Consider the following 17,044-nt stretch of genomic DNA (forward strand, 5'->3'; position numbering starts at 1 on the left):
CCTGGATGTTAATGATGATGCCCCAGATGGCCGGAGTGTGAGTGGTCACTCGCAATGCCGCAGTCAGGGGTATCACAATGCTGGTACTCCATCTGGATCGTCGCATGGCCAATCTGGTAATGCTCCAGCAAATAGGCCTGGATGCGGCGTAACAGACCGTCATGATCGTGGGGTGGGATCACCTGGGCGTGGAGCGTCATCAGCTTTTGTTCGCCAATCTGCCAGACATGCACGTGATGGATGTTACGCACTTCCGGAATATTCAGGCACAAATCCTTTTGCAGTTTATTGATATCTACCTCCTGCGGTGTTCCCTCCAGCAGTTCATGGAAACTCTCCTTCAGCAGGCGCCAGGCGCTGCGCAATACCAGGCAGGAAACCAGGACCGAGAGTATCGGATCGATGGGGGTCCAGCCGGTAGTGAGAATGATGATGGCTGCTGCGATCGCCCCGACTGAGCCGAGCAGGTCGCCAAGAACATGTAGGGCGGCGGCACGCACGTTGATATTTTTCTCTTCATTGCCGCGGTGCAGCAGCCAGAAGGCGAACAGGTTAGCCAGCAGACCCGCTACGGCGATCACCAGCATTGGGGTACCCATCACTGGCTGTGGTTCGAAGAAACGCCGTACGGCTTCCCACAGGATGAATACGACGATCAGCAGTAATGCGGTAGCATTGATAAAGGCGGCCAAGGTGGTCAGGCGCAGATAGCCAAAAGTATGGCGGGCGTTGGGTTTTCGCTGTGAGAAGTGCACCGCCATCAACGCGACGAGCAGGGCTGCGGAGTCCGTCAGCATATGCCCGGCGTCTGCCAGCAGCGCCAGTGAGCCAGAAAGTAATCCGCCAATGGCCTCAACAACCATGAACAGGGTGGTGACTAAAAATGCGGCTAGTAGGCGCTTACTGTTGCCGTCTTTAGGCTGATGGACATGGGAAGCTCCAGACATTACTTATCCTTTTGCAAAATTTGTCGGGTGCCAAAGTCTAAGTTTGGCCGTTACTTAGCTCATTATAGGCGTCCTTGGTAGAGAGCTGAATATTTGCCGATAGCGATTATGGGATCTAAAGGTGATTTACAGCGCCAGCCTCACAAGCTAGATTGGTAAAATCTACTCTACGCGCTGTGCGATACACCCGATACCGAATGGAAAAGTGATGAATTACCAAAACGACGACTTACGTATTAAAGAAATCAAGGAACTCCTGCCGCCAGTGGCCCTGTTGGAAAAGTTTCCGGCTTCGGCTCAGGCAGCAGAGACGGTGTCACTGGCTCGCCAATCGATCCACAACATCCTGCGTGGCAATGACGATCGCCTGTTGGTGGTGATTGGGCCTTGTTCCATTCACGATACCAAAGCGGCGAAAGAGTATGCCGCGCGCCTGATGACCCTGCGCCAGGAGCTCAACGGTGAGCTGGAAGTGGTGATGCGGGTCTATTTCGAAAAACCACGTACCACCGTTGGCTGGAAAGGGCTGATCAACGATCCGCAGATGGATAACAGCTTCCAGATTAACGAAGGCCTGCGCTTGGCGCGTAAGCTGCTGCTGGATATCAATGACGGCGGTTTGCCTGCTGCGGGCGAGTTCCTTGATATGATCACTCCGCAATACCTGGCAGATTTGATGAGCTGGGGAGCTATCGGCGCACGCACCACGGAATCCCAGGTGCATCGTGAACTGGCTTCTGGCCTGTCTTGCCCGGTGGGCTTCAAAAACGGCACCGACGGCACCATCAAGGTCGCGATCGATGCTATCAATGCCGCAGGCGCACCGCACTGTTTCCTGTCCGTCACCAAATGGGGTCATTCCGCGATTGTTAACACCAGCGGCAATGGCGACTGCCACATTATTCTGCGTGGCGGCAAAGAGCCAAACTACAGCGCGGCCCATGTGAAAGAAGTGAAAGAGGGTCTGGCCAAAGCGGGCTTACCTGCACAGGTGATGATCGACTTCAGCCACGCCAACAGCAGCAAGCAGTTTAAAAAACAGCTGGAGGTGAACGCGGACGTTTGCCAGCAACTGCGTGGTGGTGAAAAAGCCATTATCGGGGTGATGATCGAAAGCCACCTGGTGGAAGGAAATCAAAACCTGGAAAGCGGCGAGCCGCTGGTTTACGGCAAAAGCGTGACCGATGCCTGTATTGGCTGGGAAGATACCGAAACCGTACTGCGCGATCTGGCCGCAGCGGTGAAGGCGCGCCGTAGCCGATAAGCTAACCGTGTTTGTGGCCCTGTAGCATTGCTGCGGGGCCAAGTTTAGTGTGGTTTTAAGAAATGCCTCATGCAACAATATCACCAGAACAAAATCTGACGTTATACTAATTTTGTAGAGCTTTCCTCGTTCTGCTGGGCCTTTTCTGATGATAATAAGTCGGTGTTACCGGCTATACTTTTTATTTCCAGGAAACATCTTATTTGGCCCGCCGCGGTTTTCATCTTGCGTAACTGTTACTCGTTAAACACAATTTGCTCTTGCCGCACGGTATGATTATGATGATGCGTTTTTTACAACCAAAATACCCAATCTAAAAATAAGGGCATGATGGTGAATGACTTTAATTTCAGGATGAATAGCTGATGGAAAACAATAGTTCTCGGCATCAAATTTATTTTCGTGGTACGGGTGGGGAGTATTTCGCAATCTGGCTGGTTAACATATTACTGACGGCTATTACGTTGGGAATATACTCAGCTTGGGCAACGGTGCGTCGTCGTCGTTATTTTTATGGCAATACCGAATTGAATGGCGACCGCTTTGATTACCACGCGCAGCCAATGCAAATCCTCAAGGGCCGTCTGCTGGTGATCGGCGCCGTGATCCTGTTCTATATTCTTTTATTTATCAACCCATTGCTTGGCATGGTAGCCATGCTGGCACTCCTTGCGTTGATCCCTTGGATTATTATCCGTAGCTGGCGTTATAACGCGATTATGTCTAGCTATCGTGGTGTTCGCTTCAATTACTTATGCCAAACCGGGCGCGCCTACTGGGTATTACTGTTCTGCCCGATACTGCTAGTGATTGGTCTGTATGCGGTTATGATCGTATTGGGTGTGATTGGCAGCAGTCTGGGCAGCCCGACTGCGATCATTGTGTTGGCAGCTATTACGGTCATCCTGTTTGTGCCGATGCTGGCCGCAATCAATGGTATCCTGGCGACCCTGCAACATGATCTGTATGTGAACAACCTGCGTTTTGGCACTTCACCATTTGTGGCCAAATTCAAGAAAGCGGAGTTCATTAAGATTGCGCTGTTCAGCCTGCTGATCTTCTTGCCATTCCTGGTCATCGCCTTGGTATTGGTTGGCTCGTTCTTTGTCAGCTTATTCCAAATGGCGCTGTTTGGCGGTATGTCCGATGCAATGCTGCAAGCCCAGATGGCAAATAATATTGGTAGCCTGTTCATGATGATGTTGGTGCTGTTGCTAGGTGTGATGGTATCCAGCAGTTATATGGTTGTCGCTCAGCGTAACTACGTATTTAACCAAACCACCTTGCAAGGCGAGGTTAAACTGCGTTCTTCCATGCAGACTCTGCCGTATATGGGACTGTTGATCACCAACAGCCTGATCACCGTGTTCTCATTGGGCCTTGCAGCCCCGGTGGCCCATGTACGTCATGCTCGCTATATTGCTGAGTCAACTCAGGTTGAAGGCGATCTGTCGCTATTGTCGGTACAGGCTCATCACGATACGGCTAATACCGCTATCGCTGAAGAAGCCGTACAGGCGCTCGATCTGGGCACCAGTTTTTGAGTAAAGACTGATGATCCTTGAAGGACACTATCAGTGCCCTGGCCGGGCCGCCCAACAGGCGGCCCGGCTGCTGTTAAACGATATGGGCGATGGGGTAACGCTGCAATATGATGGCGAACATCGCTATTTTTCTTTAGCGCAAATTACCGTTTCCGAGTCATTGGGTCGCATTCCGCTGACCCTGACCTTCCCAGACGGTGGCAGGTTTGTGCCCGCCGATGATGCATTATTCCGCCAGTGGTTTTATCAACGCCGTTCACCGGGGTTGGTGCACCGCTTAGAGCGTTATAAGCGTGGCGTGTTGCTGACGTTGTTGCTAACCGTTCTGTTGACCCTGGTTTATGTTTTCCTGGTTCTCCCTTGGGCGAGCAGTGAAATCGCCATGCGCATTCCTACTGCGGCCGAACAGAAGCTGGGTAAACATACGCTCGATTTCCTGCAAACCAGTGGCTTCAAGCCGTCGCAATTGCCCACCGAGAAACAGCTGGCGATACAGAAGCTATTCCTGCAGGTGATGCCGGAGCAGATGCGGCATGAGCGCACTCCGCTCAAGTTGAAATTACTGGCGGTGCCAGAGGTTGCCAATGCGTTCATGTTACCTGACGGGACTTTGGTGATCACCGACGATCTGGCCAAGTTGGCGACCAATGACGACGGTCTGGCTGCGGTGATGCTCCATGAAATGGGGCATCATGCGTACCGTCATCCCATGCGCATGGTGGTGCGTTCATCCCTGGTGGCACTGACGTTTATGTGGATGACCGGCGATGTCAGTGGCATTGGTGATACCTTGCTGCAATCAGCCTCATTTATGCATGAAATGCAGTTCTCCCGCAGCGTGGAGCGTGAGGCAGACGACTGGGCAATCGCAGAAATGCAACGCCAGGGACGTTCGTTATTGGCGATGGAAGATCTTTACCGCGCATTGCAACAGGCGGCAAGTACGTCAACCGTGGCACTAGAGGTGCCGGAGTGGTTAAGTACCCATCCAGAGATGCAGGCGCGTTTGCAGGCTATCGAAGCGGCCAGGATCAAAGAGCAATAAAAAAGCCCCGGGCTCAACACCGGGGGCTTGTTGCTTTTCAGGGGCGAAAACTTACTTCGCTTTACCCTGGTTGGCGACGGCCGCAGCTTTGGCTGCAATCTCATCGGCATTACCCAGGTAGTAACGCTTGATTGGCTTGAAGTTCTCATCGAACTCATACACCAACGGCACGCCGGTTGGGATGTTCAGCTCGAGGATTTCGTCTTCGCTCAGGTTATCCAGATATTTCACTAGCGCACGCAGGGAGTTACCGTGAGCCGCGACGATCACGCGCTCGCCGCTCTTGATGCGTGGCAGGATCTCTTCGTCCCAGTAAGGGATAACGCGATCGATGGTCAGCGCCAGGCTTTCGGTCAGCGGCAACTCTTTGTCGCTCAGCGCCGAATAACGCGGATCGTGACCCGGGTAGCGCTCATCTTCTTTGGTCAGCTCTGGTGGGGTGACTGCGAAGCCGCGGCGCCATTGCTTGACCTGCTCGTCACCGTATTTTTCTGCGGTTTCAGCCTTGTTCAGACCCTGTAGCGCGCCGTAATGGCGTTCGTTCAGCTTCCAGGACTTTTCGGTAGGCAGCCAGGCCTGGTCCAACTCGTCCAGAATGTTCCACAGAGTGTGGATAGCACGCTTCAGTACGGAGGTGTAAGCGAAATCGAAAGAGAAGCCTTCGTCTTTCAACAGCTTGCCCGCTGCTTTTGCTTCGGTACGGCCTTTGTCGGACAGATCGACATCATACCAACCGGTGAAGCGGTTTTCGTTGTTCCACTGGCTTTCGCCGTGGCGCACCAGAACCAGCTTAGTTACAGCCATAGCTTAACTCCTTAATAATCTGAAGGTTTAATGATAACGAATATCATTATATTCCGCTGCTACTTACTCGGCAATCGATATACCCGTGAATATATCCACTAAAAGTCGAGGGTTTCGTACGACATGCGACATTGTCTAACCCTTACTGCCACTGGGCATAGTGTTAACCATAGCCAATTTTTGGCCGCAAGGTAAGAGGGGGGCAAAGGAAAAAGCTGAATCGTTCAGGCTGGTCGAAGGGCGCGAATGAGAGCTATTCACTCGCGCCACAGCGTTAATGCGATCAGGCGGTTTTTTTCAGGCAGCTACTCATGAAGGTTTTGCGCTCGTCACCTTTCAGGCTCTTTTTAGCGGCGTCGGCATTACAGTCTTTCATCTTCTGCTGCTGCGGCGTCAGGGCCTTCTCGGTATGGTGGCCTTCGGCCTTCAGGCAGGTGCTCATGAAGGTGGTGCGGTCAGAACCTTTCAGCGATTGGGTGGTAGCCTGTTGATTACAATCGGTCATGCGTTTTTGCTGGGCAGCCTGCGCCGGAGAAGGCGTTTTTGCTGCGGTGTCGGCAGCCATCAGATTGGTGCTCAGCAGTAAACCTGCCAGTAATGGAAGTGCAGTGATCAGACGCATTAGGTGTTCCTTCAGCTATTGAACGGCCAGCAGGCCGAAAATTGTGATATCACTCACGGGCTTGTGCATACCACGGTAGCCTGATTCTAGTGCGGGGTTGGCAATAAGGAAAGGTAACGGCCTAGGTGGGCAATGTAAGCAATTATAACAATTAAGCCCCTTACCGCGTGACAAGGGGCGTGGCGGCTCAGATAGGAATAAGCTGATAGTGCGTTGCGCTCTGATAACGCTGGCCAGGTTGTAGCCAACAATCCGGCTGTGGCCATTCGGGGTGGTTCGGGCTGTCCGGCAGGAACTCGCTTTCTAGCGCCACCCCGGCGTAATTTTGGTAGCTACCGCCGTCACGCGCAGGTGTGCCACCCAGATAATTGCCGCTGTATAGCTGGAGCGCTGGCGCGGTGGTGAACACCGTCATCGCGACCTTGCCGTCGGCAGACCACAGGTGAGCCGCCGGGCTTGCCAACCCGTGGCAGGTATCGTGCAACAGGTAAGCATGGTCGTAACCCTTTACCCGTTGCTGATCGCGGTCGCGCAATAAATCTTGCTGCAGGGTCTTCGGCTGGCGGAAATCCATCCCGGTGCCTGCAACCGCCGTCGGATCGGCACTGGGGATGCCATCGCCGTCTACGGGCAGATAACGGTCGGCGAACAGCTGCAAGCGCTGTTGTCGGGCGTCGTGGCCTGCGCTATCCAGATTGAAATAGGCATGGTTGGTCAGATTGACCGGGCAGGCGCGATCGGTCTGTGCCTGATACTCAATCTCCAGCCGGTGATCGGCGGTGAGTCGATAAGTTAGCGTTACGTCGAGGTTGCCAGGGAAGCCCTGGTCGCCGTCTGGCGAATGGAGCTGATAACTCACCTGCTGCTCATCCTGCTTCACAATCTGCCAGCGGCGAGCGTGGAAGCCGTTTGGCCCGCCGTGCAACTGATGCTCCCCTTGATTGGCGATCAGCGGGTGTGGCTTGCCATCAATGTTCAGGCTGGCATGTGCAATACGGTTGGCATAGCGCCCGACCGTGGCCCCCAGATAAGCTCCCTGATGCAGGTAGTCCTGCGGGGTTTGGCATCCCAGCAGCAACTCACGTTGTTCCCCTGATTTTAAGGGCAGCACGGCGGAAAGCCAGGTTGCGCCCCAATCCATAAACGTGACAGTCATTCCCGCGGCATTTCGCAGGGTGGTGAGAATAAAGGGCTGGCCGTCTGGGGCAACGGCGGAATTATCGCTCAGCATAGGCCGGATCCTTGTGAAGCTTTGCAGACGTAGAAGGTTTCTTGCAGGCCGTTGGTTCGCAATGGATATTCGCGAGCTACCGCCGTACGTACCGACTCTACCAGATCCTGCGGCATCAGGGCCACAATGCAACCCCCAAAGCCCCCTCCGGTCATGCGCACACCGCCACGCTCGCCAATGACCTCTTTAACGATCTCGACCAGCGTATCGATAGGGGGCACGGTGATGGCAAAGTCATCACGCATCGATGCGTGCGATTCGGCCATCAGTTTGCCCATCAGCTTCAGGTTGCCAGCGGCCAAGGCATCGGCAGCGGCCAAGGTGCGATCGTTTTCGGTGATCACATGGCGCGCCCGTTTGGCCACGATCGGATCAAGTTCATGCATGATCGGGAAAAACAGATCCGGGCTCACGTCGCGCAGCGCCTTGACGCCGAAGAAGCGAGCTGCCGCTTCGCACTGTTGCCGGCGGGTGTTGTATTCGCTGTCGACCAGGCCGCGTTTGACGTTGGAGTTGATGATCACCACCGCGACATCGGCTGGCATTGGCACCGCCCGAGTTTCCAAAGAGCGGCAGTCGATCAGCAGGGCGTGGTCTTTCTTGCCCAACGCAGAAATCAGTTGATCCATAATGCCGCAGTTGCAGCCGACAAACTGGTTTTCTGCTTCCTGGCCATTGAGCGCCAGCGCTACGCCGTCCAACGGCAATTGATAGAGCGCCTGCAACACTTGGCCGACGGCCACTTCCAGTGAGGCGGAAGAGCTAAGCCCGGCGCCCTGCGGGACGTTGCCGCTGATCACCAGATCGGCACCGCCAAAACTGGCATCGCGGGTCTGCAGGTGTTTCACCACGCCGCGTACATAATCGGCCCAGCGCAGATTGGCGTGGCTGACGATCGGCTCATCCAGCGAAAATTGATCCTGCTGGTTCTCGTAATCGGCGGCCAATACGCGGATCTGGCGATCGTTACGTGGAGCTCCGCTGATCACGGTTTGATAATCAATGGCGCAGGGCAGGACGAAGCCGTCGTTGTAATCGGTGTGTTCACCGATCAGATTGACTCGGCCCGGAGCCTGAATCGTCAGGGTGGGTGCGTAGCCAAAGTGTTCGGTAAACAGGGCTTGGGTAAGTTGTTTTAGACTCATTATTTCACTCCGGCTTCGCGGTAATGGATATCACTGACCGCACGCAGGCGTTCAGCGGCTTGTTCTGCGGTCAGGTCGCGTTGGGTTTCCGCCAGCATTTCATAGCCCACCATAAATTTGCGCACCGTGGCGCTGCGTAGTAACGGCGGGTAGAAGTGGGCATGCAGTTGCCAGTGGCGGTTATCGGCCTGGTTGAAGGGCGCGCCGTGCCAGCCCATGGAATAAGGGAAAGAGCATTGGAACAGGTTGTCATAGCGGCTGGTGAGTTTCTTCAGCGCGATGGCCAGATCGCGGCTTTGTGCTGCACTAAGGTCGGTCAGGCGTTGTACCGGCGCTTTTGGCAGCAGCAGCGTTTCAAAGGGCCATGCAGCCCAATAAGGAACAACTGCTAACCAGTGCTCGGTTTCCACCACCGTACGGCTACCGTCGGCCTGCTCGCGCTGAGCATAGTCCACCAGCATGGCGGATTGATGCTGGCTGAAATACTCCTGTTGCAGGCGATCTTCTCGTTCGGCTTCATTCGGTAGGAAGCTGTTGGCCCATACCTGACCGTGTGGATGAGGATTGGAACAGCCCATCGCGGCCCCTTTATTTTCAAACACCTGCACCCAGGGGTAGCTGCGCCCCAGATCGGCGGTCTGTTCCTGCCAGGTGGCGATCACCTGCTCCAGCGCGGGTAGCGTCAGCTGCGGTAGCGTTTTACTGTGATCGGGGGAGAAGCAGATCACCCGGCTGGTGCCACGGGCACTTTGGCAACGCATCAGTGGATCGTCACTTTCCGGTGCCTGCGGGGTATCTTGCATCAGTGCGGCAAAATCATTGGTGAACACGTAGGTGCCCGGATAGTCAGGGTTTTTATCACCGGTCACGCGCGTGTTGCCTGGGCAAAGGAAGCAGTCGGGATCGTGGGCTGGCAGTGTTTCCTGAGCGGGGGATTCCTGCTGGCCCTGCCACGGGCGTTTGGCCCGGTGCGGAGATACCAGCACCCATTGCCCGGTAAGGGGATTAAAACGGCGATGTGGATGATCGATAGGATTGAAATCAGGCATTGCGCTTCCTTTATCTCGCGACGGGGCTAGTTGTAATCGCTTTCACCTGCTGTGTGACCGACTTTAGCCGAGTGCATTTTGGAAAATAATGGCTAGAAGATAGCACGGTCGCGGTGATAAAAAGGTGATCTAGCGCGAAAAATGGAATCGCTTACATCGATTGAGGCTTTAATCCGGTTGAGGTAGGTAAGGCTGCGGGGTTGGTTAAGTGGTAGCGATTACACGGCGCAGGCTGGCAGTGAAATCTGCCAGCCTGTAGGGGACTAATATTGGTAAGCCGGGTAGGTAAAGAACAGCAAATGGACCAGATTTAGCCCAAAGTGGAAGAGAATGGGCACCCATAGGCGACCGCTCCACATCCAGGCCAAGCCATAAATCACCCCCGCCAGCGTGGCAAATGCCATCATCAACGTGCCGCCGGCAAAGTGGGCTGCACCAAACAGCAGGGCGGTGATAATCAGTGCCGGATAGGCACCCAGCCACTGGCGCAAACGCTGCTGCAAATAGCCACGGAACAGCGCTTCTTCTGCCATCGAAACAAAAAACAGGTTGGCCATAATGAAAGCCAGGATCCAGGAGGGCAGGTGCAACTCAACTTTCAGCCCACCGAGCGCCACCGCCAATAGCAGCACCGCAGGTACACAGAGCACCAGGATCAGCCAGGCGCTGATGCCTACTTGTTTGTCGGGCTTACCCGCGTTAAACAGCGTGGGCAGGCAGGCTACCAGCAAAAAGGGCACCAGTGCCTTATCGAAGTTGTAATACATGGAATACAGCGAGCTCATCGGGCCCACTTTGTCCTGATCGACCATCAATTGGTTATTGAAGCCCGGTATCAGGTGATAAAACAGCGCGATTGAGCAGGCGACTAAAAACACTTCCAGCGCTAGCGCGATGCTGCGCTGTTGGCGATAATGCTGATGAAGCCAGATGGCAATGGCGATAACAGCCAAATAGCCCAGCCCGACGGGCGTCAGGATATGATGGTAAATCCCCATTGCGGCAGCCGCAGCCAATACTACCGAGGCAATCAGCCGATTAAATGGCAAAAAAAACAACGAAGCCGAAAGTACGCCCCACATGATAGCTATCCCTTTAAAATAGATACACGGCGCTCAATGCCGGAAGTCCGGCGTGTTAATGTCTGGTTAAATGAGCACTAATTGGGATAGTAGCACAAGCTAGCGCTAGTAAAGGTCGGGACAGTAGTTAATCGTGCGCAAACGGTTTTAACCCTTCATCCACGCCTGCGAACGTATAACCTCCCCAAGGTTCTGCAAGGTCTCCAGGCTTTGCTGGTGGATCTCTTCCGTTGGGGCGGCGCACAGATCTTGTAGCACTGTTACCTGTAAGCCCGCATCGTGCGCCTGCCGGGCGGTGCTCTCAATGGCTAGCGGGGTGCTGATACCGCCCAATAACAGGTGGTGGCAGCGATGCTGCTGTAACCAGGCTAACAAATTGTTACCGGCAAACGCGCTGAGCCCTTTCTTTTCCAGGCACAGATCCTCGGTTTTTACCTCCAGACCGGCCAGCCAATGGCATCCCCCGTTACTTAAACGCAGCGCGCCGATATGTTTGAGCTGATTGAACAGCGGCGAGTGTCGGGGAATATCGTGGTAATTGTCGGCAAAACCGGTGCGTAACCAAATCACCGGGATTTTACGCACCCGCGCGTAGGCCGCAGCAGCATTGACGTGTGCGATCACATCACGCGTTACGATCTGTTCGCGGCAGTGATTCGCCCGCCCTTTAGGACCAGCCAGATCTTCAATCAGGTCAATAATAATCAGCGCGGCGGACATACCTTCTCCAAAAACGTCTCTGTATCCTTTAATGATAAAAGGCCAAATGTGATGCGTTATGGAGGAAGTGTTGCCGGATATGTCCCCAGGATGAGCGCTGTAGCACTCATCCCGAGTAGGTTAAGCCAGGACGTCTTGCTGATAGCGGTAGCCATCGCCTTCAGGGATGAAGGAGAAACGGTGGGTGATGCATTGCGGCGCATCTTCTGCGTGGTGTGAAACAAACAGCAACTGGGTCGAGCCCTGTTGGATTAGCACATCCACGAAGCGCCTTACCAACTGGCGGTTTAGCGGATCCAAGCCTTGCAGTGGCTCATCGAGGATCAGCAGCGCCGGATGTTTGACTAACGCCCGGGCGATCAGCGCCAGGCGTTGTTGCCCCCAGGACAGGCTTTGGAAGGGGGCATCGCCCATAGCGCCAAGCCCGAGCAGCGCCAGCCATTGCGAGGTCAACTGATGCTGACGATCGGAAACCGCCTGATAAATACCGATCGAATCGAAGAAGCCGGACAGGATCACGTTACGCACGCTGGAGCTGACCCGGTAGTCCAGATGCAGGCTGCTGCTGACGTAGCCGATATGGCGTTTGATATCCCAGATGGTTTCCCCACTGCCGCGTCGGCGGCCAAACAGCGTCAGATCGTTGCTATAGCCTTGCGGATGATCGCCTGTGATCAGGCTGAGCAGAGTGGATTTTCCCGCCCCGTTTGGGCCGACGATCTGCCAGTGTTCACCGGGATTAACCTGCCAACTGAGTTGGTTGAGGATGGGGCGATCGTTGTAGCTCACTACGCCATCACGCAGAACGATCAGTGGCCGATCGTCCGGCAGCCTGATGACCTGGGTGGGATCTTCGGTTTCTGGCAGCGTCAAGCCGTTGAGATTTTCACTGTGAGCCAACTGGGCGACTAGCGCGTCGGCCATCACCTGCTCCCGTGGCCCTTGGCTGGTGAGGGTGCAATCGGCCAGCACGCCGACCTGCTCAATGAAACCTGGGATTTCATCAAACCGGTTGAGCACCAGGACCACGGTATAACCCTGCTGTGAAAGTTTGCCAAGCAGGGTGGCGAGCTGAGCGCGTGAATTGACGTCCAGCCCGTCGAACGGCTCATCGAGGATCAATAAATCGGGTTGGGCCATCAGGGCGCGACAGAGCAGGGTTTTACGGGTCTCACCGGTAGAGAGATATTTGAAACGGCGCGTAAGCAGGGGCGTGATGCCAAACTGCTCGGCCAACTGTGCGCAGCGAGCGGGATCTTTGTGCTCTTCCTGAATGATTTCCGCCGTGGTGCGGCCGGTGTCGTCTTCGTCCGCGCTGAGCAGGTCGGTATTGTTGCGCTGCCATTCATCGCTGACCAGCTTTTGCAACTGCTCAAAGGAGAGCCGTACTACGTGGTGAAAATCACTGTGGCGTTCGCCTTTCAGTAACGTCAGCTCACCGGCCAGCGCCCGGGCCAGCGCAGATTTCCCACTGCCGTTAGCTCCGACGAACGCCCAGCTATCGCCGGACTGAATATCAAGCCGATCCAGCTCCAGCGTGCGGGTATCGCTTAAACGAAATGAACCTTGCGAAATGTGCAACGACGACATCTTCTAATCCCTATTCTGCAATGTTTCGCTTTAGAAATAGGCGCAAGCGGAAAAGATGTCAATCGGCAATACTGCAACGTGACGTTGCGTTTAACACAACGTCGCGACAATCACCCGATCGGCGTTGAACAAGGCGTGTATCGGCGTGCCGACGCTCAGTTTCAACTGCGCCAGTTCCTGGTTGCTGACGGTGGCGCACAGCGTTTCTCCGCCGTTGAGCGTCACCAGAACCTCACTGTGATCGCTACCAGGCTGAATGCTGGCAACGGAACCCGGCAGCGCGTTATCGGCCAGGCCAGTCGAAGCCGGATCGGTACTGAGTTTCACCCAAGGCGCTTTAATCAGGGCCAACACCTCTTTGCCTGGCGTCAACTGTAGCCGGTCGGCGCTTTGCTGAGTGACGGCAGCGGTCAGGCGGGTGTGGCCGTCGGCCAGCAGCAGGCTGATATGCTGTTGGACCTGCTGGTGGTCGCGTTCAATCACGGTGCCGAAAAACTGGTTGCGGGCGCTGGTTTGCAACGAGAAACGGGCGATGGCGGCCAGCAGGCTGTCCAACGGCAAATTGTCCTGCTGTAACACGTCAAAGGCCTTCTGCTGAATTTGGCCCAGCAGATCGTAAAGTTGGATCAGCCGCAGGCCATAACGGGTCACCTGCGCACCGCCGCCGCCTTTGCCGCCGGTAGCGCGTTCGACCACCGTTTGCTCGGCCAGTTGATTCATCTCATTGATGGCATCCCAGGCGCTTTTGTAGCTGATCCCCGCCAGCTTGGCTCCCTGGCTGATCGAGCCGGTATGCACCACTTGCTTGAGGAGCGCGATGCGGCGTGGGTCAGCGAACAGTTTCTGCTGCAGCTTTAAGGTAAGGAGGATCTCGGCCTGCATGATGGGTCCTTATAAGGCAGTAAGTCAGGCTATTGTCGCCGATTTGCCGCAAAGCGCCAACTGAGCACGTTTAGCCGGTTACAAATTTCCCGCAGTCGGTAAAATAACCGCGTTTTCGCCTGCGTTTTGGTTTACAGTGAAACCTACGCAGCGGTTTAAAGCAGTCAAGTGAGGCTACGATGTTAGAATTATTGAAAAGTCTGTTGTTTGCCGTGGTAATGGTGCCGGTAGTGATGGCCATTATTTTAGGCTTGATTTATGGCTTGGGCGAGGTGTTTAACCTCTTCTCCAAAGTTGGCCATCCTAAAGAAAACCGCAGCTAATCCCCCTCCCAAATGCCCGCTGAGCTCTCTTGGCGGGTATTTCTCAAGTTATCTCTCGCTTTGCCGATAAACCGCATGACAATCGTTCTCGCTGCGTTATATTATTTTTTACATAGCGATGTGATGAGAGTTAACTTGCGGAGAAAACAATGAAACAGCAATGGATTAACTGGGTTGGCGGTGTGGCCTTGGCTTGCGGGCTGGTGGCACAGGTTTCTGCAGCGGAGAAAATCACCGTGTTTGCCGCAGCCTCGCTGACCAACGCCTTACAAGATATCGCCACTGAATACCAGAAAGGCAAAGACGTCGAAGTCGTCTCCTCTTTTGCTTCCTCCTCAACGCTGGCACGCCAGATTGAGCAAGGGGCACCTGCGGATATGTTTATCTCTGCCGATCAGCAATGGATGGATTACGCCATCGATAAGCAGCAGATGGTGAAAGACACCCGTTATACCCTGTTAGGCAACGAACTGGTGCTGATCGCCGCCAAATCGGCCAAACAAGATAAAATCACTATCAACAAGCAAACCGACTGGGCCAAATTGCTCAACGGTGGCCGCTTGTCCGTAGGCGATCCGGATCATGTTCCTGCGGGCATCTACGCCAAAGAAGCGTTGCAGAACCTGGGGGCATGGACCACGCTGGAACCTCAACTGGCGCGGGCTAATAACGTGCGCAGCGCCATGGCCATGGTTGAGCGTGAAGAAGCCCCACTGGGCATCGTTTACGGCTCTGACGCTGTGGCGAGCGACAAGGTCAAAGTGATTGCCATCTTCCCGGAAGACAGCCACAAGCCGGTTGAGTACCCAATGGCCATCGTTAAAGATCACCAAACGCCAGCCGTGACGGCTTTCTACGATTACCTGAAGACACCGGCCGCTGCGGCTATCTTCGAACGTTATGGATTCACCCCGCGTAAATGATATTAAGTGAGTATGAATGGCAGGCGGTCGAACTGAGCCTGAAAGTCTCCAGCCTGGCGGTGATCTGCAGTTTGCCGCTGGGTATTTTGATGGCCTGGATCCTGGTTCGCTGCAATTTCCCCGGTAAATCGTTGTTGGATAGCATTATTCATCTGCCGTTAGTCCTGCCACCGGTGGTGGTAGGCTATCTGCTGCTGATCGCCATGGGGCGGCGCGGCTTTATCGGCGAATGGCTGTACAACTGGTTTGGTTTCAGCTTCAGTTTCAGCTGGCGTGGTGCTGCCTTGGCTTCGGCGGTGGTGGCATTCCCGCTGATGGTGCGTGCTATCCGCATGTCGCTGGAAGCGGTGGATACCCGTTTGGAACAGGCAGCCCGCACCTTGGGCGCCAATCCGTGGCGGGTGTTTTTCACCATCACCTTACCGCTTTCGCTGCCCGGTGTGATTGTTGGCGTGGTGCTGGCCTTTGCCCGCTCTTTGGGCGAGTTTGGCGCCACCATCACCTTTGTTTCCAATATTCCTGGGGAAACCCGTACCATCCCGCTGGCAATGTATACCCTGATCGAAACGCCAGGGGCCGAAGCGGCGGCAGCGCGTTTGTGCGTGATTGCCATCGTGTTGGCTCTGGCTGCTTTGATGGTTTCCGAATGGCTGGCCCGCTGGGGCCGCAAGCGTATGGGCTTATAGATGTTAGAACTGGATTTCTCCCAGCAGCTTGGCGATCTCAATCTCAACGTTCAGGCTAATCTGCCGGCTCAGGGGATCACCGCGATCTTCGGGCTTTCCGGGGCCGGTAAAACCTCCTTGATCAATGCCATCGGTGGCCTGACGCTGGTGCAGCAGGGGCGTATTGTGCTTAATGGCCGCACGCTGGTGGATACCGCCAGCGGTGTCTGTTTGCCACCGGAAAAACGCCGGGTTGGTTATGTTTTCCAAGATGCGCGCCTGTTCCCACATTATCGGGTACGCGGCAATCTGCAATACGGTATGGCGGCCAGTATGCGCGGCCAGTTTGACAGCATTGTCGAACTGTTGGGGATTGCGCCGTTGCTGAACCGCTTGCCTTTGACCCTCTCCGGCGGTGAGAAACAACGCGTCGCGATTGGTCGGGCGCTGCTGACCGCACCGGAACTGTTGCTGATGGATGAACCGCTGGCCTCGCTCGATATGCCACGCAAGCGTGAGTTGTTGCCGTATCTGGAGCGGCTGGCGCAAGACGTCAACATCCCCATCCTCTATGTCAGCCACAGCATGGACGAGATTTTACGCCTGGCAGAGCAGGTGATGGTGTTGGATCACGGCCAGGTGCGGGCGTACGGCGGGTTGGAGGAGGTTTGGGCCAGCAGCGCGCTGCGGCCTTGGCTACAGCGTGAAGATCAGAGTAGCGTGTTGAGCGTTAGCGTGATTGAGCATCACCCGCGCTATGCCATGACCGCGTTGGCATTAGGCGATCAGCGGCTGTGGGTCGGCGGTATTGAAGCGCCGGTGGGCAGCCAAATGCGTATTCGTATCAACGCCGCCGACGTTTCTTTAGTGCTACAACCGCCAGCCAACAGCAGTATCCGTAATATTCTGCCCGCCAAGGTGGTGGAGTGTCTGGATGTGGCAGGGCAGGTTGAGGTGAAGCTGATGGTCGGGGAAAATATCCTCTGGGCGCGCATCACCCCATGGGCACGTGACGATCTGGCTATCAGGCCCGGCCAGTGGCTGTATGCACAGGTCAAGAGCGTGTCGATCAGCCGTGATGGCCCCTCACCCCAACCCTTATGTCTTGATCTTCTCCGCCTTAGCGGAGAAGATCCCCGACTGATCATCGGGAGATAGCCGGTGAGCTCCCCCTAACCCTAGTGCCTATGAGCCCGTGGGAGAGATTG

Annotated in this window: 16 protein-coding genes and 1 pseudogene; 7 read left to right on the forward strand and 10 right to left on the reverse strand. The window is 55.1% G+C overall.

What is annotated here, in order from left to right; translation table 11 throughout:
• Nucleotides 1-8: 8 nt before the first annotated feature.
• Entirely contained in the window at nt 9-947 is a 939-nt protein-coding gene (zitB, locus tag ACMV5I_RS24345) for a CDF family zinc transporter ZitB (RefSeq protein ID WP_414825475.1), read from the reverse strand.
• A gap of 208 nt (nt 948-1,155) precedes the next feature.
• Here zitB and aroG point away from each other — a divergent pair, with 208 nt between their 5' ends.
• From aroG to ACMV5I_RS24360, 3 genes are all read left to right on the forward strand, one after another.
• On the forward strand, nt 1,156-2,211 hold the full coding sequence (gene aroG / locus ACMV5I_RS24350; RefSeq protein ID WP_021180323.1) for a 3-deoxy-7-phosphoheptulonate synthase AroG: 1,056 nt from the start codon (nt 1,156-1,158) through the stop codon (nt 2,209-2,211).
• 365 nt (nt 2,212-2,576) lie between these two features.
• Nucleotides 2,577-3,755, forward strand: coding sequence for a YjgN family protein (locus ACMV5I_RS24355; protein ID WP_141131643.1), 1,179 nt, complete (start codon nt 2,577-2,579; stop codon nt 3,753-3,755).
• A gap of 10 nt (nt 3,756-3,765) precedes the next feature.
• Nucleotides 3,766-4,800 (forward strand): M48 family metallopeptidase, encoded by a 1,035-nt coding sequence (locus tag ACMV5I_RS24360; RefSeq protein ID WP_202726982.1) that lies wholly within the window; start codon nt 3,766-3,768, stop codon nt 4,798-4,800.
• 51 nt (nt 4,801-4,851) lie between these two features.
• On the opposite strand, the gene gpmA is transcribed toward ACMV5I_RS24360, so the two are convergent.
• The 9 genes from gpmA to modE form a co-directional block, all read right to left on the reverse strand.
• Nucleotides 4,852-5,604 carry a 2,3-diphosphoglycerate-dependent phosphoglycerate mutase gene (gpmA, locus tag ACMV5I_RS24365; protein ID WP_024483132.1) on the reverse strand — a complete coding sequence of 251 codons (753 nt, stop codon included), beginning with the start codon at nt 5,602-5,604 and terminating at the stop codon, nt 4,852-4,854.
• A gap of 283 nt (nt 5,605-5,887) precedes the next feature.
• Entirely contained in the window at nt 5,888-6,226 is a 339-nt protein-coding gene (locus ACMV5I_RS24370; RefSeq protein ID WP_024483131.1) for a PsiF family protein, read from the reverse strand.
• Between the two features lie 187 nt (nt 6,227-6,413).
• The gene (gene galM / locus ACMV5I_RS24375; RefSeq protein ID WP_414825476.1) at nt 6,414-7,457 is read right to left on the reverse strand and encodes a galactose-1-epimerase; all 1,044 of its coding nucleotides are present in this window, start codon (nt 7,455-7,457) and stop codon (nt 6,414-6,416) included.
• The gene (gene galK, locus ACMV5I_RS24380) at nt 7,451-8,602 is read right to left on the reverse strand and encodes a galactokinase (RefSeq protein WP_414825477.1); all 1,152 of its coding nucleotides are present in this window, start codon (nt 8,600-8,602) and stop codon (nt 7,451-7,453) included. The genes galM and galK overlap by 7 nt, the downstream gene beginning before the upstream one ends.
• Complete coding sequence (galT, locus tag ACMV5I_RS24385) at nt 8,602-9,651, reverse strand: galactose-1-phosphate uridylyltransferase (protein ID WP_021180330.1); 1,050 nt, start codon at nt 9,649-9,651, stop codon at nt 8,602-8,604. The genes galK and galT overlap by 1 nt, the downstream gene beginning before the upstream one ends.
• A gap of 263 nt (nt 9,652-9,914) precedes the next feature.
• The gene (locus ACMV5I_RS24390) at nt 9,915-10,733 is read right to left on the reverse strand and encodes a lysostaphin resistance A-like protein (RefSeq protein ID WP_414825478.1); all 819 of its coding nucleotides are present in this window, start codon (nt 10,731-10,733) and stop codon (nt 9,915-9,917) included.
• Between the two features lie 147 nt (nt 10,734-10,880).
• Entirely contained in the window at nt 10,881-11,453 is a 573-nt protein-coding gene (locus ACMV5I_RS24395; protein WP_414825479.1) for a cysteine hydrolase family protein, read from the reverse strand.
• A gap of 120 nt (nt 11,454-11,573) precedes the next feature.
• On the reverse strand, nt 11,574-13,043 hold the full coding sequence (modF, locus tag ACMV5I_RS24400) for a molybdate ABC transporter ATP-binding protein ModF (RefSeq protein WP_414825480.1): 1,470 nt from the start codon (nt 13,041-13,043) through the stop codon (nt 11,574-11,576).
• 90 nt (nt 13,044-13,133) lie between these two features.
• On the reverse strand, nt 13,134-13,925 hold the full coding sequence (gene modE, locus ACMV5I_RS24405; protein ID WP_262187233.1) for a molybdenum-dependent transcriptional regulator: 792 nt from the start codon (nt 13,923-13,925) through the stop codon (nt 13,134-13,136).
• Between the two features lie 179 nt (nt 13,926-14,104).
• Between modE and ACMV5I_RS24410 the strand changes: the two genes are divergently transcribed.
• The 4 genes and pseudogenes from ACMV5I_RS24410 to modC all read left to right on the forward strand — a co-directional run.
• Nucleotides 14,105-14,248 carry an AcrZ family multidrug efflux pump-associated protein gene (locus ACMV5I_RS24410; RefSeq protein WP_024483125.1) on the forward strand — a complete coding sequence of 48 codons (144 nt, stop codon included), beginning with the start codon at nt 14,105-14,107 and terminating at the stop codon, nt 14,246-14,248.
• A gap of 149 nt (nt 14,249-14,397) precedes the next feature.
• Nucleotides 14,398-15,171, forward strand: a complete 774-nt coding sequence (modA, locus tag ACMV5I_RS24415) for a molybdate ABC transporter substrate-binding protein (protein WP_202726986.1) — start codon at nt 14,398-14,400, stop codon at nt 15,169-15,171.
• A complete protein-coding gene (gene modB, locus ACMV5I_RS24420; protein ID WP_024483123.1) occupies nt 15,168-15,857 on the forward strand; it encodes a molybdate ABC transporter permease subunit in 690 nt (229 codons plus the stop codon). The genes modA and modB overlap by 4 nt, the downstream gene beginning before the upstream one ends.
• Nucleotides 15,858-16,928 (forward strand): annotated as a pseudogene (gene modC / locus ACMV5I_RS24425) (molybdenum ABC transporter ATP-binding protein ModC); the annotation flags it as partial.
• Nucleotides 16,929-17,044: the final 116 nt, after the last annotated feature.

Origin of the sequence: Serratia sp. T13T92, assembly GCF_047530105.1 — a bacterium.
Taxonomy (GTDB): Bacteria; Pseudomonadota; Gammaproteobacteria; order Enterobacterales; family Enterobacteriaceae; genus Chania; species Chania fonticola.